This is a genomic window from Metabacillus schmidteae, from assembly GCF_903166545.1.
GTDB classification, from domain to species: Bacteria; Bacillota; Bacilli; order Bacillales; family Bacillaceae; genus Metabacillus; species Metabacillus schmidteae.
In genome coordinates, this window is record NZ_CAESCH010000001.1 from 1,826,326 (window position 1) to 1,848,865 (window position 22,540).

Annotated in this window: 18 protein-coding genes; 11 read left to right on the forward strand and 7 right to left on the reverse strand. The window is 35.2% G+C overall.

Features of this window, described 5'->3' with window-relative positions; all coding sequences use genetic code 11:
• The first annotated feature begins 33 nt into the window (after nt 1-33).
• The 3 genes from HWV59_RS08640 (at nt 34) to HWV59_RS08650 (ending at nt 4,788) form a co-directional block, all read left to right on the forward strand.
• Nucleotides 34-1,320 carry an ABC transporter substrate-binding protein gene (locus HWV59_RS08640; protein WP_175638629.1) on the forward strand — a complete coding sequence of 429 codons (1,287 nt, stop codon included), beginning with the start codon at nt 34-36 and terminating at the stop codon, nt 1,318-1,320.
• A gap of 82 nt (nt 1,321-1,402) precedes the next feature.
• Nucleotides 1,403-3,208, forward strand: coding sequence for a sensor histidine kinase (locus HWV59_RS08645; protein ID WP_175638630.1), 1,806 nt, complete (start codon nt 1,403-1,405; stop codon nt 3,206-3,208).
• The gene (locus HWV59_RS08650; protein ID WP_175638631.1) at nt 3,205-4,788 is read left to right on the forward strand and encodes a response regulator transcription factor; all 1,584 of its coding nucleotides are present in this window, start codon (nt 3,205-3,207) and stop codon (nt 4,786-4,788) included. The genes HWV59_RS08645 and HWV59_RS08650 overlap by 4 nt, the downstream gene beginning before the upstream one ends.
• Before the next feature lie 450 nt (nt 4,789-5,238).
• Here the strand turns inward: HWV59_RS08650 and HWV59_RS08655 are convergent, their stop codons facing one another.
• The 4 genes from HWV59_RS08655 to HWV59_RS08670 are packed head-to-tail and all read right to left on the reverse strand — an operon-like array spanning nt 5,239 to nt 9,007.
• Entirely contained in the window at nt 5,239-6,336 is a 1,098-nt protein-coding gene (locus tag HWV59_RS08655) for a GerAB/ArcD/ProY family transporter (protein WP_175638632.1), read from the reverse strand.
• A 15-nt stretch (nt 6,337-6,351) separates the two neighbouring features.
• Nucleotides 6,352-6,972: a Ger(x)C family spore germination C-terminal domain-containing protein gene (locus tag HWV59_RS08660; RefSeq protein WP_175638633.1), complete on the reverse strand. Its 621-nt coding sequence runs from the start codon at nt 6,970-6,972 to the stop codon at nt 6,352-6,354.
• 32 nt (nt 6,973-7,004) lie between these two features.
• The gene (locus HWV59_RS08665) at nt 7,005-7,541 is read right to left on the reverse strand and encodes a Ger(x)C family spore germination protein (protein ID WP_175638634.1); all 537 of its coding nucleotides are present in this window, start codon (nt 7,539-7,541) and stop codon (nt 7,005-7,007) included.
• Nucleotides 7,538-9,007 carry a spore germination protein gene (locus HWV59_RS08670; RefSeq protein WP_175638635.1) on the reverse strand — a complete coding sequence of 490 codons (1,470 nt, stop codon included), beginning with the start codon at nt 9,005-9,007 and terminating at the stop codon, nt 7,538-7,540. The genes HWV59_RS08665 and HWV59_RS08670 overlap by 4 nt, the downstream gene beginning before the upstream one ends.
• A gap of 177 nt (nt 9,008-9,184) precedes the next feature.
• Between HWV59_RS08670 and HWV59_RS08675 the strand changes: the two genes are divergently transcribed.
• From HWV59_RS08675 to HWV59_RS08685, 3 genes are all read left to right on the forward strand, one after another.
• Nucleotides 9,185-10,015, forward strand: coding sequence for a PRD domain-containing protein (locus HWV59_RS08675; RefSeq protein ID WP_328824324.1), 831 nt, complete (start codon nt 9,185-9,187; stop codon nt 10,013-10,015).
• A gap of 230 nt (nt 10,016-10,245) precedes the next feature.
• Entirely contained in the window at nt 10,246-11,619 is a 1,374-nt protein-coding gene (locus HWV59_RS08680; protein ID WP_175638637.1) for a sucrose-specific PTS transporter subunit IIBC, read from the forward strand.
• Nucleotides 11,620-11,693: 74 nt separating this feature from the next.
• Nucleotides 11,694-13,139 carry a glycoside hydrolase family 32 protein gene (locus HWV59_RS08685; protein WP_175638638.1) on the forward strand — a complete coding sequence of 482 codons (1,446 nt, stop codon included), beginning with the start codon at nt 11,694-11,696 and terminating at the stop codon, nt 13,137-13,139.
• A 61-nt stretch (nt 13,140-13,200) separates the two neighbouring features.
• Here HWV59_RS08685 and HWV59_RS08690 read toward each other — a convergent pair whose 3' ends face one another.
• A complete protein-coding gene (locus HWV59_RS08690; protein WP_175638639.1) occupies nt 13,201-13,620 on the reverse strand; it encodes a universal stress protein in 420 nt (139 codons plus the stop codon).
• A gap of 253 nt (nt 13,621-13,873) precedes the next feature.
• Here HWV59_RS08690 and HWV59_RS08695 point away from each other — a divergent pair, with 253 nt between their 5' ends.
• Nucleotides 13,874-15,352, forward strand: a complete 1,479-nt coding sequence (locus tag HWV59_RS08695; protein WP_175638640.1) for a SulP family inorganic anion transporter — start codon at nt 13,874-13,876, stop codon at nt 15,350-15,352.
• A 105-nt stretch (nt 15,353-15,457) separates the two neighbouring features.
• On the opposite strand, the gene HWV59_RS08700 is transcribed toward HWV59_RS08695, so the two are convergent.
• Nucleotides 15,458-15,835: a VOC family protein gene (locus tag HWV59_RS08700; protein WP_175638641.1), complete on the reverse strand. Its 378-nt coding sequence runs from the start codon at nt 15,833-15,835 to the stop codon at nt 15,458-15,460.
• Nucleotides 15,836-16,152: 317 nt separating this feature from the next.
• Here HWV59_RS08700 and HWV59_RS08705 point away from each other — a divergent pair, with 317 nt between their 5' ends.
• The 3 genes from HWV59_RS08705 to uraH are packed head-to-tail and all read left to right on the forward strand — an operon-like array spanning nt 16,153 to nt 19,332.
• Complete coding sequence (locus HWV59_RS08705; protein WP_175638642.1) at nt 16,153-17,463, forward strand: nucleobase:cation symporter-2 family protein; 1,311 nt, start codon at nt 16,153-16,155, stop codon at nt 17,461-17,463.
• Between the two features lie 22 nt (nt 17,464-17,485).
• Complete coding sequence (gene pucL / locus HWV59_RS08710; protein WP_175638643.1) at nt 17,486-18,967, forward strand: factor-independent urate hydroxylase; 1,482 nt, start codon at nt 17,486-17,488, stop codon at nt 18,965-18,967.
• A gap of 11 nt (nt 18,968-18,978) precedes the next feature.
• Complete coding sequence (uraH, locus tag HWV59_RS08715) at nt 18,979-19,332, forward strand: hydroxyisourate hydrolase (RefSeq protein WP_175638644.1); 354 nt, start codon at nt 18,979-18,981, stop codon at nt 19,330-19,332.
• Nucleotides 19,333-19,451: 119 nt separating this feature from the next.
• Here the strand turns inward: uraH and HWV59_RS08720 are convergent, their stop codons facing one another.
• Nucleotides 19,452-21,077, reverse strand: coding sequence for a PucR family transcriptional regulator (locus HWV59_RS08720; RefSeq protein ID WP_175638645.1), 1,626 nt, complete (start codon nt 21,075-21,077; stop codon nt 19,452-19,454).
• Nucleotides 21,078-21,279: 202 nt separating this feature from the next.
• Here HWV59_RS08720 and allC point away from each other — a divergent pair, with 202 nt between their 5' ends.
• On the forward strand, nt 21,280-22,527 hold the full coding sequence (gene allC, locus HWV59_RS08725) for an allantoate deiminase (RefSeq protein ID WP_235991697.1): 1,248 nt from the start codon (nt 21,280-21,282) through the stop codon (nt 22,525-22,527).
• The last annotated feature ends 13 nt before the right edge of the window (nt 22,528-22,540 follow it).

Here is a 22,540-nt window from a genome sequence, read left to right on the forward strand (position 1 = left end):
TAAAAAAGATAAGATTGGGGAGGTCATTTTTTCATGAAAAAGCTTTTGCTATTAGGATTGTCATTATTATTGGTTTTAGGTATTTTAGCTGGGTGTAATTCCAATAATCAACAAAGCTCCTCTGAAGGAAATAAAGATTCAGGTTCAGGTGATGGCGATGTAGTAACGTTAAACTTATTTCAATTTAAAGTAGAAATTGCTGATCAGCTTCAAGAAATGATCAAAGAATTCGAAGCAGAACATCCAAATATCAAAGTAAAACTTGAAACTGTAGGTGGTGGTGCGGATTACGGTGCTGCATTAAAAGCTAAATTTGCGTCAGGTGAAGAACCAGATATTTTCAACAATGGTGGATTTAAAGAATTGGACCTTTGGAAAGAGCATTTAGCGGATCTTTCTAATGAGCCATGGGCAGAGCATGTGCTACCTATCGGGAAAGTTCCAACTACAGATGAAGATGGCAAGCTTTATGGTATGCCGGTCAACCTTGAAGGATATGGATTTATCTATAACAAAGATTTATTTGAAAAAGCAGGTATTACAGAACCGCCAAAAACTCTTTCTGAATTAAAAGATGCTGTGAAAAAACTTGATGCAGCTGGAATTAAAGCATTCTCTGCCGGATATGGCGAGTGGTGGGTAATTGGTCAGCATTTATTAAACATTCCATTTGCACAACAAGAGGATCCAGAAAGCTTTATTGCAGGTTTAAACGATGGCTCTTCAACATTTGTTGGGAATGAGCAATTCAAACAATTCAAAGATATTGTTGATTTAGAAGTGAAAAATGCAGTTGGTAACCCAATTACAACTGACTACAATACTCAAGTAACATTATTTGCATCTGGTGAGGCAGCGATGCTACAGCAAGGTAACTGGACAGAAAATATGATTACTGAAATCAACCCGGAAATTAATATGGGCTTCTTACCAATCCCATTAAATGATGAAGCTAATGCTGATCGCTTACCAGTAGGTGTACCTAATAACTGGGTATTAAACAAAAACTCTGAGCACTTAGAAGAAGCAAAAACGTTCTTAAACTGGATGGTTTCTTCTGAAACTGGTAAACGTTATATCACGGAAGAATTCGCATTCATTCCTGCATTCGATAATATTGAAGCTTCTGGTTTAGGTGATTTAGGTCAATCAATCTTAGAATATTCTAAAGAAGAAAAAACGATTTCTTGGAATTGGTTCAGATGGCCAGATGGAGCAAACAAAGAATTTGCTGCTACAATCCAGGAATATGCTGCAGGAAAGATTACGTATGATGAAGCATTAGAGAAATTCCAAGCAACTTGGGATAATATGAAATAATTATAAAAGTAAGCATGTCTATTATAGGCATGCTTTTTGCCCTATAATAGTTGTACAGTCAAACATTATGGAGGTTCACTATTTGAAAAAAACCAGCATAAGAAACAAACTTATTGTGCTTCTATTACTAATAACGATTGTTCCATTCGGTACATCCATTGTGATCACCTACTTTTATACAAAGGAATCATTAAAAGATGAATTTGTAAATGAGAATGTGAATCTCTTGTACCAAGGAAGATTAAATATTGAGGGGTATATCGGGGAACTTAAAAATTTAACCTTGTCATTTTACAACAATATTGATTTCATGAGATACCTTCGTAATAATCCTGATTTTGAGAAGGATTATTTAGCTAAAGAAAGTTTTAAAAGTGTTATTTTAACGATTCTTTATGCTGAGGAAAATATTAATAGAGTTAACATTGCATTAATGGAGGACGGGCGTAATGTCTCCGTTTCAAAAAAATCAGCTGTTGTTTTTTCTCTATTAAATAAAAAAAGTAATCAAGAAAATTATCAAAAAGCATTTACTAGTCCATACCGTATTTATATTGAACCGATGGAGGTCTTACAAGAAGAGAATTTAAGGCAGAATTCAAGTTTTAAAAAAGATGTGTTTACATTACATCGTGCTTTAATAGATGTCCCATCAGATAACCTGCTCGGGTATATCTCGCTGGACATAGACTCAGAGCACCTCCTTGAGATCACAGATAAACTATATGTAAAGGATAAAGAAGAATTTTATATATTAAGCCCGGAAGGTCAACTTATTTTTCGTTCTAACAATGACGTAAGTGAAAACGAACAATGGATTACAAATCTTATTCAACATAAGGAACCGAATGGAATGATGGAGTGGAAAAAAGATTCATTCAATGGGTTAATGATCTATGAAACACTTGATGAATCATCAGGTGGATGGATTTTAGTTAAACGAATTCCGTATACATCTGTTTTTGAAAGTGCGTTAAGTGTAGCGAAAATCAATATTCTATTTGGTGTCATTGGACTTATTCTTGTTATTTTGGCGACATTATTTGTATCCTTTAAAATTACTACGCCTATTCGGGTGCTTTTACAAAATATTAAACAAGTTGAAAATGGGAATATGAATGTTCAGTTTGATTCACTGGGAAATGATGAAATTGGTACATTAGGAGAGCGTTTTAAAGAGATGATAGCAAAAATTAATCATTTGATTAATCGTGAATATAAATTGGAAATAGAAAATAAAACAAATCAATTAAAAGCTTTGCAATCTCAGCTTAATCCGCACTTTTTATACAATGCCCTGCAGTCTATCGGAACGTTGGCGTTAAAAAATAATGTTCCACAGGTATACACACTTGTTACTCATCTTTCAAAAATTATGAGATATGGGATGAATATTGATGAAGACCTTGTTCCTTTAACGAAAGAGATTGATTATATAAAGGCTTTTTTATTACTTCAAAAAGAAAGATTTGGAGACCAATTTGAGTATTCATTGCAATTTGACAAAGAAGATTTATTGATAACAGTTCCAAAAATGGTTCTTCAGCCTATCATAGAAAACTACTTTAAACATGGTTTTGACCGAAGCAGTCATACAATTGGTCAGTTAAAGGTCAGTGGAAAAAGAGAACATGATCAACTTGTTATCAAGGTTCAAGATAATGGAAAGGGAATAAGCAAACCAAGACTTGAAGAAATTATTGCTTCTTTTCATCAGGACAAACAAAGTCATGAATCAAGAGGAACAAATATAGGTTTGAAAAATGTGTTTTTGAGATTAAAACTCTACTTTGGTCAGAGGGCAGCTCTCATGATAGAAAATGGTGATAATGCCGGAACAATCGTTACGATTAAGCTCCCAATAGAATTTGGAGGTGAAACAATATGAAAGCAATCATTATCGATGACGAAACACATGTAAGAGAGGGAGTCCTTTTATTAGCTGAATGGAAGAGGTTCGGTATCCAAGAAATATTTGAGGCAAAGGATGGAGAAGAAGCGAAAACATTAATTCTTCAGCATCAACCTCAAATCATTTTTACAGATATGAATATGCCGAGGTTTGATGGAATCGAGCTTCTAAAATGGCTTAGTGAAAAGGAAATAGACAGTAAAATTATTGTTATCAGCGGATATGATGATTTTCATTACATGAGAAACGCTATCACGTATGGAAGTTTTGATTATCTATTAAAACCGATTGATCCCAGTCTTCTAAATGAAACGTTAGAAAGAGCGATTAAAGAGTGGAAAAAGCAAGATCAGAGGAGAGAGTCAACAATAGAAACCACCAAAGTTATAAATGAGGTAAAGCCACTTTATTGGGATCATATCTTTTCTAATGTCATGATGGATCCAACGTTGTCATCAGATATGGTTACCAAAATCAACAAGGAATTCAATGTTAACCTCAATGAAGTAGATTGCACCATTTCGTTGTTATTGATAAACTCCAAAATCATAGAGAAGTTTGATGGAGATAAAAATTTAGCTTTTTTTACACTATTAAATATCTGTAATGAAATTGTTCAGTCAAACCGTAGTGGTTTTTGCTTTCGAAATGTGAATGAGGAAAAAGAGATCGTTGTTCTTTTATGGACTAAAAGAAATGAAATGGAAATAGTAAAGGAAATTCAGAGGGGAATTTATAAATTTTCCGGTATAAAAGTCGTGTTTGCAATCGGTCATTCATCGTCAATGAAGGAAGCCTATAAAATAGCTCAAAAAACCTTGTTCAAACATAATATGATAGAATCTCCTAAGAAAAATAATATTGTTTATATCAAGGACGTCAGCTCAGGTTCCTTACTTCATTTATTAGATTTTGCAGAAGAAATCAAATGGGCTATTCAAAGTGGTAGTGTTGAGCAAATGGATGAGGTTGTTCAAAGGATCTTTCATACACTTGAAACCAATCATGTACTGTCATTAGAACAAGTGAGAGTATGGGAGGATCAGTTTGCTATTCTTAGGAAGAATTGGTTAAAAGAATATAAGATGAACGAAGATGTATCCTTCTATGAAGGGAAAGATTATTGGGATGAGGAAGGTGTTTTCTCATTTGAAAAATTCAAAGAAGAAAAGCGAAAGGAATTTTATAAATTAATACATCTTTTGAATGATGTAAAGTATCAAAAAGAAGCAAGCAGCATACAAGAGATTGAAGCATTTTTAAGAAAAAACTATGAGAAGGATATTACATTACAAGAAATTGCTGATCGTTTTTTTCTAAGTCGTGAATATATTTCTAGAAAGTTCAAACAGGAATATCATGAGACATTAACCAATTATCTAACGAAAATTAGAATTGAAAAAGCGAAAGAACTTCTAGAAAATCCACATTTAAAGGTGTATGAAATTTCCTTTAAATGTGGATATCAAAATGAAAAATATTTTAATAAAGTTTTTAAAAAGATAGTTGGACTAACACCAAATGAATTTAGGGTCAAGATCATATCAAAGTCATAAGAATTTTGGACTTAACTTTTATGTGAATGTATTCAAAGTCAATTGTGGGAACACTTCTCTTAACAATAAGGGAGTGTTTCTTTTTGTTCTAAACATGTTGATCACCTAAGAAAGAAAGTCTTTTTGCCAATGATTCCCTAGGTTCCTTGTAATAATGACATAATTTTAATAAAGCTGTTTATGCTAATGAATAGTTTTACTATAAAGCAAAAGGTAGTGTGATAATATTGTTAATTTTATTAAAATTAGTTTTCGTTATGTTCAGTTGTTTAGGACTTATTATGACTCTAGATTACTTTCAGGGAAAAAGTTTATTTTTAACCTTCACTATCCTAAAAGAACATATCAATTCACTGATTGGTGAGGATCTCATCATTATTTTCACTTTTTTTCTTGTTCTCTTCATCTACTTTTATTCTTTTACTAAAGCAAAGAAGATAGAAAAATAAACTATTTCTTGAGAATTTTTTCTTTTACTAAAATGGTAAGAAGTAAAAGAAATGGAATAAAGAGTTGAAAAGGAAGGTGTAAATAATATGGGACCAGCTTTAATCCCTCTTCTAAATGATCCTGATAGCTCGTGGTAATAATCAACGAAAAAAGAACAATCATCCCGCCGACAAAGCAATTAATGAAAGGATGAGGTTTAATTGAGAAAACTTGATTAATTCCCAATACTGCACAAAAGAAAAAGACTGAAATCTTTATAAAACCTAGAATAATCATCAAAATAATAACAATAGTGTCTAGTCTTTGAATAAAATTACCAATATCAATGTAAGCAACCGCTGTAAGGGCTGGAAATGAAGAACGAGTAATAATATCTGGACCAAGTACCCAAATATATTGTAATGAGCTAAATGTAAAGTATAATCCAACGAATAAAATTGCGAATATTCCAACTTTAAATCCTTTTTTAACATTATTTAAATAAGGGAAAATCATGGTGAATGTAATGAGTTCTCCATATGGAACTGTAATATTTAGAGGATATAACTCTTTTATTATCGGTTTCCAACCTTCACTTAAAATAGGAAGTGTGTTCTCAGGATGAATAAATCCACCTAAAACAAACATGAGATTTATGGTGAGAAATGAAACTAGAATAATGCCAAAGCATATGATTGCTGCTCTTGAAAATACCTCGATGCCTAAACTAACAGCGTATATTAATAAGAATATAATGCACAAACCGATTGTAATGATGGAAGTTCGATAGTAGGGAGAGGCAATAAGCAACTCTTCAAAATCACGTAATACCCTTGAGGCTATATAAATGAAGTAGAGAATATAAAAATAACTACAAAGAGTACCTACATATTTCCCCCAAATAATTGGTAAATAAGAGGTTAAAGGCTTATCTGGATATTTTTTGTAAATATAGTAATACATACTATATATTAGAACTCCAGCTAAAGAAGATAACAATGTAACAATCCAAGCATCTTGCTTTGCTCCACTACCAACATCTAAGAGGATGGCAGTGCCGAATAGAAAGAGGACCATCATACAAAAGAGCTGAACATGATTTATTTGTTCTTTAATCAATCATTCTCACACCTTTCATTTATAGTTAAAAGGATTTACACGCATTCCTGTATTTTCAATTGAAGCCTCAACTTTTACTGTTAGTAAAGCGCCTGAAAAAAGTTCATTCCACTCTTGCTTGTGCTCCTTCCAGTAGGAAGGTTTTGTTTTCGATAGCTTGTCTCCAAATCCAAAAACATCGGTTCCATGTTTTTGAGTAATATTAAGCACTTCCATGACCTGAGACCTAACCTCATTTGCAAGTTGATCTTCTAAATCCTTTAAGGTATTAGGGTCTGTGAAGTCTAAGTGACAGGTAGCTTCACTGATTTCACCCTTAAGTGATATGTTAATCGTTAAAAGAATCTTACTATTCTTCACTTCTGTAGAGAGACGCGTTTTATTTTGACGAGTCGTAACGGTTATGAGCTTTTCCTCACGATTATTTCTACATGTAAGAGGGAAACTGGTACTTTTTGCTTCAGATACAATAAGTTGTGCTGTTCTTGCAAGTTCTCCATCTAACCATTGAACTAGTTTATCTTTCTTGAAAAGTGCAACGCCACTCACTTCCATAACAGATGGATCCATTCTTTGGAGGTTTTCAGATGCATTTGTATTATCCTTTTCTTTGCTATGACCTATACCAGTTATCATAAGGTCTTTTCCTTCACTTGAAAGGGTCTCAATCACTTTGACATCTGTTGTGGTGCGGAAATACCGTACATTACCTTATTATTTTCACTTGTGCTAATAATACTTTTCGAAGGGTTTGACTCGATTGGTTCAATTAGACTAAGTAAAAGCTCTGCTGATGTCTCTCTTGAGATATATACGGGCATATTGGGTCTTGCTTGTTTTCCACGTTCAAACGAATCAAAAATGGTGTATATACCATCTCTCGCTTGTTCCTCACTTATGACGACAAGTGAGAGATGTGACACGACATTCTCTCTCGGGATAATGGTAGAAGATTTCCGGTAAGCATCGATTAGAGTTTCTCCTTCCATTGTGTAATTTATAAGAGGTAGACCTGTGGTTGAACTACTATTATTGGAAAAACTATTAGGATTTACCACCTGAAATGTTAATCGATATCCTTTTTCATGCTCAATGGGTTTATCTATTCCCAAAGAAGTAATAACCCCAATTTCATTTAAATCTTTATAATTTGAACAGCTTGTTAAAGTCGTGATAATTAATAAAGGAATGATGAGCTTTTTCATAATGGCCTCTTTCTATTTCCCGATTCCTTTCTTAATTTGCGAAAAGAAAATCGAAATAAGCTATCTTTTTGCTCTTTTAAACTAAAAGGCGCGAAGGGTGCAAAATAGTGTGATCCAATTGAACGTAAGCTACAAACATGAAGCAAAATTGCTAAAGACATTAATAACAATCCCAAAAAACCTATATAGGCAGAACTAAAAAGTAAAAAGAAGCGTAGGGCACGAGCAACATTAAGAATACTTGTATTAGGCAACGTAAAGCTGCTAATTGCAGATGTTGCAACAATGATAACAACTGCTGCAGAAACAAACCCGGCTTCAACTGCGGCTTGTCCAAGGATAAGTGCTCCAACAATAGATACTGCAGGTCCAATCGCACGAGGCATTCGTATTCCTGCCTCTCTTAATACTTCAAAAGCTATCTCCATGATTAAAATCTCAACAATGGCAGGAAAAGGAATCCTTTCTCTTTGCGCCATTAAGGAAACAAGTAAGGTTGTAGGTATTAACCCTTGGTGATGAGTCGTTAATGCCAAATAGATAGCTGAGGCATACATGTTGACTAAAAAGGAGCCAACACGTAAAATCCGCAAAAACGTACTATAAAAATAATTATTATAATAATCTTCAGGAGATTGAAAAAATTGGATTAAAGTAATCGGGCAAATTAGAACAAATGGTGTTCCATGAATAAAAATAGCTATTTTTCCTTCTAATAGGTGAGCAACAACAACATCTGGTCGCTCCGTGTTTAATAAAAGGGGGAAAATAGTTTTATGATCTTGTATAAGCTCTTCAACATAATTGGATTCTAATATTCCGTCAATTTTTATAGACTTAATTCGACGTACAATTTCTTCAACGTACTTCTTTTCTGCTAATCCCTCAATAGACATTATGGCTACGTCCGTTTTTGTAATTGAACCAACCTTAGAGTCTAAAATTCTTATATTAGGATTTTGGATCCTTCCACGAACTAGGGATATGTTGTTCCGTATATTTTCGTTAAAGCTATCTTTAGGGCCGCGAATGACAGTTTGACTAGTCGGTTCAGTGATAGAACGAGATTCAATCTTCTGGGTACCAGCAATGATTGCTTGAGGTATTTTATCCAATAAAATGACAGTATCACCTGTTAAAATAGAGGAGATGACTTCTTCCCACGTTTTTGCAAACGAAGTGTTAGAAACCTCAATTAAATTGAAGATATTCCCCTCTGCCTCACTAGATGATAATGGTTCATCAGAAAAATTTATCAACTTAATAATAGGTTCCATCACATGTTCACTTAAAAGGTCTTCATCGACGATCCCGCTTAAATGAACAATAGCAATTTTCACTCCACCATGCATTTGCATTAGTTGACGAACGGAAAGATCATGACTATAACCAAATTCTTTTTTTATATGTTGAATGTTTTCTTGTAGTTCTGTTGATATGATTTTTTCTTGGTGAGAGTTTGTCATGATGATTCTCCTCACTACAAAAGGATCTGTATTACTATATTTACCTGTTTTTCTCTGTTTATGTAAAAACGGGAAAAGGTTAGAAAATTATAAGAAAGTAATGTTATACTTTTTCAGAACTTTAAAATGTTCTATGATTATTTAGTGGTAAAATAGTAATCAATTACACTCCGGAGGATTTTCATGAGGATTTTTAGAATTTTAAACAACAACGCTGTAGTTGTGATAGATGGGCCACAGGAAAAAATTGTGATGGGACCCGGAATCGCTTTTCAAAAACAAAGAAATGACATTGTGCCAAAAAGCAAAATTGAAAAAATCTTTGTACTACATGAAGCTTCTTCGGAAAAATTTCAACAATTGCTTTCAACATTGCCAGAGGCACATATTGAGTTGGCTGAAAACGTCATCAGTTATGCAGAGGGGCATTTAAGTGGACCATTAAGTGATCATATCCATATTGCTTTAACTGATCATCTCTCTTTTGCATTGGAGCGAATTCAACAAGGTATACCAATTAAAAATAAGCTATTAAACGAAATAAAAATGCTCTATAAAAAAGAGTTTGAAATAGGGTTGTGGGCAAAGGATGAGATCAAGAAAAAGCTGGGTATAGATATACCCGAAGATGAAGTGGCTCATATTGCTCTTCATATTCACACAGCGAAAATGGATGCACCTTCGATGAGTGAATCATTAAGACAAGCTTCTATTTTAAGTGATTTTGTCGAGAAGGTTGAGTCATATATAGGTGAAAAGATTGAGGAATCTTCTATCAACTATCAAAGACTGATTACACATTTACGTTTTGCCTTAAATCGGATTCAACAAGGGGAGCAGTTTGATCCTATTGATCAAGACATGCTTGAGCTTATAAAAGATAAGTACAAAAAAGCTTATGAATACTCACAGAAAATACTAGATAATTTAAGTGAGGAATATGAGATTATCTTTCCGTATTCTGAGGTTGCTTATATAGCGATCCATATTCAAAGACTATTAAAGTAACGATGTCGAATTTCAGAATTTTTTGTTGACGTTTCCATATGTGTATTATAAAATAAACTCATTCAAACAATTTCATATGTAGGATTGTTACTGATTACGCAGGCAAGACCTAGAATGTATAAGATGACATAGGTAGATCATCTAGCTGTATGCTACCTATTTTTCCTTATATGTTTTAGGTCTTTTTTGATGTTTTAGGAAGGTCCTAACATTTTAGGGAGGAAATCAACATGAATCATCGTGAGGTTGCCGAAGAGCTTGTTACGAAGCTCGGTGGTAAAAACAATGTCATTAGTGCAGCTCACTGTGCAACCCGTCTTCGTTTAGTTATTGAAGATGAAAGTCAAATAGACAAAAATGCTATTGAGGAACTAGACGGAGTAAAAGGAGCGTTCTCAAGCTCTGGCCAGTTTCAAATAATTTTTGGAACAGGAATAGTGAATAAAGTGTATCAACACTTTGCACCATTAGTTGGAGTTTCAAAGGAGGAAAATAATCCGAAAAAAAGTGAATCTCATGGGGATGCAGCAAAGCGTAAGATGAATCCGTTTGCTCGTTTTGCTCGTACATTGTCTAATATTTTCGTGCCAATTATTCCTGCCATTGTTGCAGCAGGTATGTTGATGGGGCTTTTAGGATTAATGAAAACGTATAACTGGGTAGATCCAGAAAGTGGATTATTCGTGATGCTCGATATGTTTTCGTCTGCAGCTTTTATCATTTTGCCTATATTAATCGGCTATAGTGCAGCTAAGGAATTTGGGGCAAATAGTTACCTTGGAGCTGTAATAGGGGGGATTATGATACACCCTAACCTGCTTAACCCATGGGGATTATCTAATGCTGAGCCTTCCACCCTTGATTTCTTTGGATTTGGCGTTGAAATGCTAGGGTATCAAGGAACAGTAATTCCTGTATTATTAACTGTCTATATTATGGCACAAATTGAAAAAGGATTAAGAAAAGTCATTCCAAACGTAATTGATTTACTAGTTACACCATTCTTAACCGTTATTTTGACAGGTTTTGTTGCTTTACTGGTAGTCGGTCCATTAGGTAGAGTGTTAGGAAACGGAATTACAACAGTATTAGATGTTGTGTATAACTCAGCTGGACCTATTGCCGGGCTTTTATTCGGTGGCTTATATTCAACGATTGTATTGACTGGTGTTCATCATAGCTTCCATGCGATTGAGGCTGAATTATTAAATGTAGGTGGAAACTACTTACTGCCGATATGGGCAATGGCAAATGTTGCTCAGGGTGGAGCAACTCTAGCAGTCTTCTTTAAAACGAAAAATAAAAAAACAAAAGAGATCGCCTTACCGGCAGCAGTTTCCACATTTCTTGGAATTACAGAACCAGCGATCTTTGGAGTAAACTTAAAATATCGCCGTCCATTTATCGGAGCTGCAATTGGTGGAGCTTTAGGTGGAGCTTATGTGGTTTTCACTCAAGTCATGGCCAATGGAATTGGGTTAACAGGGATTCCTCAGTTTGCCATTGTACAGGACCCGATTAACTACGGAATTGGATTTATCATTGCAGTAGTTGGTGCGTTTATGGCGACATTATTATTAGGTTGGAAAGAAGAATCAAAATAAGTGAAAATGGGTTGGCTTTGATTGTCAGAGTCAACCCTTTGTCTTGAAATATTCAACGAAGTAGGAGGAGAAAAGTGATCAAGGACAATCAATTACGACAAGAAGCGTTTACTGAAATCGAAAAGAATAAAGATCTTGTCATGCAGGATCCATACAGATTGACGTATCATCTGATGCCTCCAGTTGGGTTATTAAATGATCCAAACGGCTTTATACAAATGAATGGCGTATATCACCTTTATTATCAATGGATGCCGTTTAAGACAGGTCATGGAGCTAAGTTTTGGGGACATTATTCTTCAAAGGACTTAGTGAATTGGAACCATGAGGACGTTGCACTAACACCTTCAGAATGGTATGAAAAGAATGGTTGTTACTCGGGCAGTGCGATTGAGCACGATGGAAAAATCTATGCCTTTTATACAGGGAATGTGAAGGATGAACAAAATAACCGTGAAACCTATCAATGTTTAGCTATATCTGAAGATGGGATTAACTTTGATAAAAAAGGTCCTCTCGTATATTTGCCAGAAGGGTTTACATCACATTTTAGAGATCCAAAAGTATGGAAGCAAAATGATACTTATTTTATGGTAGTAGGTGCACAAACAAATGACTTAAAAGGTGCTGTTGCTTTACTGAAGTCAAAGGATTTATTTAAGTGGAACTATGTCGGAATAGTAGCAGGAGGTGGGAAGGGTAAGCTTGGTGAATTTGGCTATATGTTTGAATGCCCGGACTTATTTCACCTTGATGGCAAAGATATTCTTGTCTTTTCGCCACAAGGGTTAGAACCACAAGGCATGAAATATCAAAATGTGTACCAGGCTGGCTATGTAGTGGGAGAATTTGATCCCGAGACAGGTCAATATCTGCATAATGATTTTGAAGAACTTGACCGTGGCTTTGATTTTTATGCCCCCCAAACGACATTAGATAATCAAGGGAGAAGACTCCTTTTTGGCTGGATGAGTGTGCCTGACCAAAATGAACAAGACCATCCTACGATAGAATATAAGTGGATTCATAATATGACTTTGCCGAGAGAGTTGAAAATGGTGGGGGGAAAAGTATATCAAGTTCCTATTGAGGAGCTAAAACAACTAAGAAGCGAAGAGGTTGTTTCCTATATAGTGAAGCTAACAAAGGAAAGCAAGGAACTTGACGGTATTCACGGAAAATCAGTGGAATTGTATATCAAGGATATTGATATAACCGAGGGATGGTTCGAGATCTCAATAAGTGATGGAGGAAGAATCGTATACTCTGTGGAGGAAAAGGTTTTGACTTTTGAAAGAAAGAGCTATGTCAATGGTATGACGGAGAAACGCCAATGTCCGCTAAGTGAATTATCCAATCTTCACATATATATCGATACATCATCAGTAGAAATATTTATTAATGATGGACAAGAAACGTTTACTTCACGTATTTTTCCAACTCCTTTGAATGATACAATCAAATTTGGAGCAGCTAAGCATGCAAGATTTACCGTATTAAAATGGGATATAATGGATTGAAAATAAGATAAACTTAAAAAATCACTTCTTTATTTTAAAGGAAGTGATTTTTTCTTAGTCCCTATTTTACGATTAACACAGGACACTTTACCCTCTTTGCTACCTTATGACTAACACTGCCAAGCACCATTTCCTGCATTAAATTCAAGCCTCGGCTGCCAATGACGACTAAGTCATATTGATGCTCATTTGCTACCTTTACAATCATTGGCCCAGGCTCTCCTCGAATGATCTTAAGGCAATAGTTAACATGGTGTTGCTTGGCTTTTTGTTCTATGAATGCCATTTTTTCTCTACGTTTTGCTTCTGTATCAAGCTTATTCCAATTTTGAAGAACATCTTCTTTTGATGTTTTACTATCAACAACATATACAACATCCACAAAAGCTTGTGGAGTTAGTGTTGCAATCTCTATTGCTTTATTAGCAGCTCTTATTGAATGTAAGGATCCGTCTGCAGCAAGCAAGATCTTTTTAAACATTCTATGCCTCCTTAAGGAATCAAAGTGATTGGATATATTTCCCGATGTAGGATGTATCATTTTATTACTTTTATGATTTTGGATTGATAATAATAGGAAATTAGAGGTGTAGTGAGTATTTTATTGATGGTAACACTTACATCAGACTTCACAAAAAAGACAAAAACATATATAATCCTTGATGTTAACAACGGACCCGACTTTCATGAGAGTTGAAAGTCATAAATTAAAAAGGTAAAAGGAGAGTGTCGTTTTGAATTCAAGTACAATTAAATATCAGTGGTTTGGAAATATCAAAGGTGATGTGTTGGCAGGTATCGTAGTTGCCCTTGCATTAATACCTGAAGCGATTGCGTTTTCGATTATTGCTGGTGTAGATCCTATGATAGGATTGTATGCTTCATTTTGTATTGCGGTGACAATTGCTTTTGTTGGAGGACGTCCTGGAATGATTTCGGCTGCAACAGGTGCGACAGCTTTAATTATGGTCACGTTAGTTGCAGATTACGGACTTCAATATTTACTAGCAGCAACAATCTTAACGGGTATTCTTCAGATTATTATGGGTGTATTAAAATTAGGCAGATTAATGAAATTCGTACCCAGGTCTGTTATGACGGGATTTGTAAATGCTCTAGCAATACTTATCTTTACTTCTCAATTAACACATTTTGTTGGGGAATCATGGATGATGTATGCGATGGTGGCTGGTTCACTTGCTATTATCTACATTTTACCACGTTTTACTAAGGCGGTTCCATCACCATTAGTCGCAATTATTGTGATTACAATTATTGCTATCATGACAGGTAGTGGAGTTCGAACTGTAGGGGATATGGGTGAATTAACACAAGCATTGCCGATGTTTTTATTGCCGGATATTCCATTAACTTTTGAAACATTGCAAATTATCTTTCCTTATTCTTTGTCAATTGCCATTGTAGGCTTAGTTGAGTCTTTATTAACAGCGCAAATTGTTGATGATATGACAGATACAACAAGTGATAAGAATAAAGAAGCACGCGGCCAGGGGATTGCAAACATTGTATCTGCATTCTTTGGTGGAATGGCTGGATGTGCAATGATTGGTCAATCTGTTATCAATGTAAAATCGGGTGGTAGAGGTCGATTATCTACATTAGTAGCAGGTGTTTTCTTAATGGTATTAATTATATTATTGAATGACTTCGTTGTACAAATACCGATGGCTGCTCTTGTTGGTGTTATGATGATGGTTTCAATCGGTACATTTGATTGGTCTTCAATAAGATCTCTTCATAAAGTACCAGTAACAGACTCATTAGTTATGATCGCGACTGTTTTAACTGTAATTATGACTCATGATTTATCAAAAGGTGTTCTTGTCGGGATTTTATTAAGTGCTATCTTCTTTGCTGCCAAAATCTCAAAGGTAAAAGTAACAAGCTTATCTTCAGATGGAGCTGGTAAGAAGATTTATCGCGTGTCAGGTCAGTTATTTTTTGCTTCTGTTACAGACTTTGTTGACAGCTTTAACTTTAAAGAAAATGTGAAAGAAGTTGATCTGGATTTATCACAAGCGCATTTATGGGATGATTCAGCAGTAGGGGCTATAGATAAAGTTGTGATTAAATACCACCAAAATGGTGTGAAAGTGAACTTAATTGGTGTTAATACGGAAAGTAATCAATTACTGGAAAAAATTGCTGTCCACAATAAGCCGGGTGGCTTAAATAAAGCGGCTAATCATTAATTATTATAAAAAAAGATCATCAAATTCTTGTTTGAATTGATGATCTTTTTTGTTTACTTTAGAGGTAGGAAACTGCATGAATTTCATTTTATGCAGTTTTTGATGTTACTTTTCAAGCACCGCGAAATAATTTTCTTCACTGTCCGCAAAATTAAATACCCGACCATTTGGCATATCAATTATTTCACCTACTGTAACACCCTTATTCGAAAGCTCACTGTGTAATTCATCAAGATTGTCTGAGAAAAATAACAAAGAAGGTGTTCCGAGATTAAGCTCGGGTTCCATTTTAGAGATAAACTCCTTGTTATGAAGAATGATACTTGTTTCTGCTTCCTTTGTTGGGGAAAGTTCAATCCATCGCATACCTTCACCGTTAACTTCCTCCGCAATTACATGAAACCCGACTTTTTCCGTCCAAAAATCCACTGCCTCATCCTGGTTGTTAACATAAAGCATAATTTGACCTACTTTGTTAATCAAAATGATCACTCCATTTATAAGGAAATAATGAGTATGTATATTTCTAGTGAGTTACCTAAATTATACGGTTCATTACTCGATTGAGTAAACTGAATTATTTGTTATTTTATCAATTGGTAGAATGCAGAACAGGATAGTTAAGTTGTCTATAAGGATGCTATATTGATTGTTTTCTAAAAATTTAGATAAATCATACAAAATAAATGATGATTTTTTCTAATTCCTACAATGACATTTAGGCTGAAAACTTCTATTATGTTAATAAATATAACATTTAACGTCACATTATGTTACATAAGAAGAAGGGGAGGAATAGTATGGAGAGTAAAAATGGAGGCTTGAAGATTTTCTCCTTAGGACTACAACATGTTCTCGCGATGTATGCTGGAGCGATATTAGTTCCGCTCATTGTAGGTAGAGCACTGAATTTAACATCTGAGCAATTAGCTTATCTAGTTGCAATAGATCTCCTAACTTGTGGAATTGCAACTCTTTTACAAGCATGGAAGACAAAATACTTTGGAATCGGATTACCTGCTGTGTTAGGGTGTTCATTTGTAGCGGTAACTCCAATGATAGCGATAGGAAGTCAATATGGGGTTTCAGCTATTTATGGGGCGATTATTGTTGGAGGGGTGTTTGTCCTCTTTTTTGCTTCATTTTTTGGGAAGATCATTAAGCTTTTTCCACCGGTTGTCACAGGATCAGTTGTCACGATTATTGGTTTATCCTTAGTGCCTACTGGAATTCGTAATATGGCAGGGGGAACTGGAAGTGAGGACTTTGGCGGTATGACGAATTTGTTTCTGTCATTTGGAGTGCTGATTGCCATCGTCGTGATGAATCGGTTTTTTAAAGGGTTTGCCCAGGCTTTATCGGTATTAATTGGTATTATAGCAGGTACGATTGTTGCGACCATTATGGGGAAGGTTGATTATTCGGAAGTAGCGGATGCCTCGTGGATTCATTTTCCTGAGTTATTTTACTTTGGGGTCCCAACTTTTGAACTTGGACCAATTCTAACGATGATTATTGTATGTCTTGTCATCATGATTGAATCAACAGGTGTATTTTTAGCTTTAAGTAAAATTTGTGATCAAGAATTAAAAGAAAAGGATTTTGTTAGAGGATATCGAGCGGAAGGATTAGCGATTCTATTAGGTGGCTTGTTTAATGCATTTCCATACAATACCTTTGCGCAAAATGTTGGTCTTGTTCAGCTTTCAAAGGTGAAAACGAAGAATGTTGTTGTGGCTGCAGGTTTTATATTAGTTGCTTTAGGGCTTGTTCCAAAAATAGCGGCACTTGCCACGATTATTCCGCCGGCTGTATTAGGTGGTGCGACAGTTGTTATGTTCGGAATGGTGATATCTTCAGGGATTAAAATGCTTGGTTCTGTAGATTTCAGTGATCAACATAATTTGTTAGTGATTGCTTGTTCCATATCGTTAGGATTAGGTGCTACTGTTGTTCCTGACCTTTTTGCAGGTTTACCGCAGTCACTAAAAATCATTGTCAGCGACGGGATTATAACAGGAAGCTTAACAGCAATATTATTAAATTTATTTTTTATGATTCGTAAAAAAACAAAACCAGTTTCAGCTGATGGAGATCAATCGGTTGCTTAAATAGTTGAGAGGAGGGGAAGTGTTGGTTGCATTAAAGGAATTGAATGAAGTTAACCGACGTGAATTTGTTGAGGTGTTAAAGGGTATATTCGAGCATTCACCTTGGGTACCGAAAAAAGCATGGACCTACAGACCGTTTGCTTCATTAAAAGATCTACTTGAAAAAATGATATTCGTTGTAAAAGAAGCAACATATGAAGAAAAATTAGCATTAATTCAAGCTCATCCCAATTTGGGGACTCGTCTTGAGATGAGTAAGACATCAGTGGAGGAACAGGCAGGGGCAGGTTTAAATCAATTAACAGCAGAAGAGTTTGATCGATTTTCATTATTGAATAAACAGTACATGGAGAAGTTTGGTTTTCCGTTTATTATGGCTGTGAAGGGTCAGAAGAAGACAGCTATCTATGAATCTATGCAGCGAAGAATCAATCATCATGAGAAAGAAGAATTTGAAACGGCCTTAAAAGAGATTGAAAAGATTGCCTACTTTCGTTTGGAAGAACTATTAAAAAATAGGGGTGTAAATATGGTGAAAGAACGTACTGTCTCATATGGTAAAGGTGATGTTTTTGCTTATCGAACTTTCCTGGCTCCGTTAACTGGTGTGAAACAAATTCCTGAATCAGATTTTGCGGGTAGAAGAAATACTGTATTTGGAGTAAACGTAAAAATTGAAGTAGGGGGTCAAAAGATGTTGCCTTCATTTACTGAAGGAGATAACAGCCTTGTTGTTGCAACAGACTCTATGAAAAACTTTGTGCAAAGGCATTTAGGCAGTTATGATGGGTCAACAATTGAAGGGTTTATCCAATATGTTGCTGAAGAGTTTTTAAAGAAATATGATCATATTGATACAATTAAAATAATTGGTGAAGAGGTTCCATTTGAAGCGGCGACAACAGCTTCAGTGAATGGGTTAACACAAAGTGATCTAGTGTTTAAGCATTCGCGAAATGAAAAAGCAGTGGCAACAATTGAAATGGTTCGTCATGGTGAGACAATCACTATTGTAAGTCAAAGTAGTGGTGTCTTGGATTTACAATTGATTAAAGTTCGTGGAAATTCATTTGTTGGCTTTATTCGTGATGAATATACTACTTTACCGGAAGATAGTAATCGACCGCTCTTTATCTATTTAAATATTGGATGGGAGTATGAGGATATTGAAGATTCAACAGGATCTGCTCCACATAGCTATGTAAGTGCAGAGCAGGTTCGGGATATTGCTACATCTATATTCCATGAACTTGAAACACCTTCAATCCAATATTTGATCTATCTTATTGGTTGTCGTGTTCTGGAGAGATTTCCACAGCTTCGGGAAGTTAGCTTTCAATCACAAAATCATACGTGGGATCCTGTTGTTGAGAACATAACTAACTCAGAAGGAAAAGTGTATACTGAACCGCGTCCTCCTTATGGTTTTCAACATTTTTCTGTAACAAAAGAGGACCTTGAAAATAATAAAGAGAGTAACGAAACAATGAATATTTCTAAATAGGGATGGTGGATATGATAGGTCTGACGACACATGTATTGGATCTAACGCACGGTATACCTGCAGCTGATGTTGTTATTCAATTGTTGAGGTTAGGGGATACAGGCGCTTCTCTTATAAAAACAGGTAAAACGAATGGTGATGGTCGGTTGGATGAGCCGCTTCTATCTGAAAAAGAGATGCAAAATGGTGAATATGAGCTGTTGTTTTTTATAGGAGATTATTTCCGTGGAAAAGAACTATCTCTACCTGAACCTGCTTTTTTAGATAAAGTATCAATTCGTTTTGGTATAGCAGAAACAAATGCTCATTATCATGTGCCTTTATTAGTATCTCCTTGGGGATATCAGGTTTATAGAGGGAGCTAAAGGGCTTTTGTTAAATTATTAAATTATAGAACTTTTTAAATAAAGAGCCTCCACCGTGTGTTTATAGGTGGAGGCTTTCATATTATTTATCTAGCAGGTTCTCGTGTTTTTTCTGCAGTTTAAGTTAACTGCCCTTGAATTAATGCTTTGATACGAAATGCTAGACGCAATCTAAGGGTTTCATCAGGCTCTTTTAAGCTTCTTCCGATAATCTCCTCGCATTTTTCCAGTCGGTAAATAACTGTGTTGCGGTGAACATACAATCGTTTAGCGGTTTCTGATAGCTGACAATGAGTTTCGAGAAAAACGGATAATGTATGCAATAATACTTGATGGTCTTTTTTGGTTTCATCTGTAAATGACTGAAATGTATCATCATAGAACTTCTTTAATTGTTCATATGGGACCAGTCTAAGGATTTCAGGTACTTTCTTCGGCTGATACAGCTCGATAAACTGTTTTTGGCCAGACATGTTACCGTGATAAAGAGCATCTTTTGCTTCTTTATATGACACAGTTACTTGTGTGAGTTCTTCAGCATACATGCTGATTCCGAAAGAGAGGTCCTTTTGATGGTGTGCTGATACTTTCGTTTGAATTCGTTTTAATAGACTTAAAAAGGGTTGTTCGATTTCCCTCCACCCCGAATTGAGCTCCAATAATAGAATGAATGTTTGATCCATTGTAAAGAGATGGATTTTTTCGTGGTTATTTTGAATCTCGAATTCAATCGTGTCATAAATAAACTCTGTTTCTGATTGATATTGCAAAAAGAACCTTTTTTTATCTTCTTCGCTGATTTCTCCTACTGCACATATATATCTTTGGCCGCTTTTTAGACCGAATTCTTTTCCGCGACTCATAATCTCATCAGAAGTAGAAAAGGTACCGTTGACAAAGTTTGTGAAAAATTCATTTTGGATGCGCCTCTTATTTTGTTTTAAGGCATGTTCCTTCATTAATTCAAACGCTATAACATTTGATGCTTGTTTTATAGTTAAAATGGTTGCTCGGTCTGTTAAGGGGACGAATCCTAAAATACAAAGATAGTGATATTGCTTGTGTGTGTAAACAGGAAATAAAGTTATAGTGTGTTGCTTTTCATCTAACAACGTAAAGGTTGATAACGACTTTGCTGATAAATGAAAGGAAAATCCTTTATATAAAAGTGTCTCCAATTGTGAAAATAATGGAGAAGTGCGATCGGTGATACTCATTGGTATCAAATGATCATTTAATAAGTAGACGGGCAATTGAGTTAAGGTAGAGACGTTGTCGATGATTTTTTGGATTCCCTGTCCGCTCATAATTTGATCTGTAAACTGTTGATGAGTTTCCATCGCTTGGTGTAGTTCGTTTGTTCGGATATCAAGAATATAACTAAGGGATTTATTTACAATATCCCCTAAAGATGTCTCAACAGGGAGCTCTAACAAAGGTAAATTCAGTTTATTTGCCAGGTTGATAGCCTCTACGGGTATTTCTTGTAAAAATCGTTTTGTTTTAATGCCTAGACCTGAGCAACCTTGTTTTTCCATCGCTTCTATTAAAGAAAGTAACGACTTAAGATCGTCTTTAAAATGAAAAGCTGTGGTAACGAGCAATTCGTTTTGTTTTAAAAAGTGAATAATATCTGGAGCATCCATCATGTTTACAGTATTCACTTCGCGGTTTAACCCCTGTGCACCTGCAACTAAACTAGTTCCGGAAAAAATGGGTAAGTTCATTAATTCACTTAATTTCATGTTCGTCATCCTTTGTTAGATTATTTACAATGTTGGTAAAGTGCTGTATTAATTTTTAGTTAAAATAACCAAAGAATTTACATTCTGTTCTACATATATGTACATGATTTTAAGAAATGATTGTTTTAAAATAAAAATATATTGCTATCAATGTTAATAAATATAACATCAAATGACAGAAAATAGAATAGGGGGGATTGAATTGGTTGAAAATGTGGAAAAATCATCTGCCTTATTCGAGCAAATTGAAAGAATGGTCGAGTGGTTAGCGTGTTTTGGTAGAACTGAACGAGATGGTGTAACGAGATTACTATATTCAAAACATTGGCAGAATGCGCAACAAGGTATTGATGAATATATGAAGGGTATTGGCCTACACACATACTATGATGATGTAGGGAATTTATTCGGTAGGCTACCTGGAACAGAAGAAAATACAAAAACGATTCTGACGGGTTCACATATTGATACGGTGAGAGATGGTGGAAAGTATGATGGAGCATATGGGATTATTGCTGGTATTATTGCTCTACAGTATCTCTTTAAATATCATGGATCGCCGAAGAAGACTATTGAAGTTGTTTCTCTCTGTGAGGAAGAAGGAAGTCGCTTTCCTTTGACATACTGGGGGTCAGGTAATATTACCGGTGTAAAAAACCTGAACGATATCAAAGGTGTTAATGACTCGGAAGGTATAAGTTTCGTAAAAGCGATGAATGATGCCGGATTTGGTCAAGGTGACTACTGTAATCCGAAACGAAATGATCTTGAATGCTTCATTGAAATGCATATTGAACAGGGAATTGTATTAGAAAAAGAAGCTAAAACAATAGGTGTTGTTAGTCATATTGTTGGTCAACGCAGATACACAATCACAGTTGATGGCGAAAGTAATCATGCTGGAACAACTCCTATGGCATTGCGGAAGGATGCGATGTATGCAGCAGCGGAAATGATTCAAACGCTCATTGAAAAAGGTAAAAATACTTCAACTGAACTTGTTGTAACGGTTGGGCAAATAAGCTTAGAGCCTAATATATCGAATGTTATCCCTGGAAAAGCGATTTTTAGTCTTGACATAAGACATAGTGAAGAAGAAGTGTTGAATGTGTTTTGTCATGAAATCTTCCATGAGCTTAAATTAATTGCATTTAAGCATCAAACAAGCATAACAATCGATAATTGGATGAATGAAAAACCTGTAAAGATGTGTGAAAGCTTAAATGCATTATCTGAAGTGATCCTAAAAAAGGATCATATCCCATATAAAAAAATGACAAGTGGTGCTGGACATGATTCTCAACTATTTGGTCGGGCTTTACCAACGTTGCTATTATTTGTGCCTAGTCAAAATGGAATCAGTCACTCACCATTAGAGTTTACGAGAACAGAAGATTTAGAGGAAGGTATAAGAACGTTAATAAAAGTATTGTATGAATTAGCGTATTAGGAGGGAGTAAGTT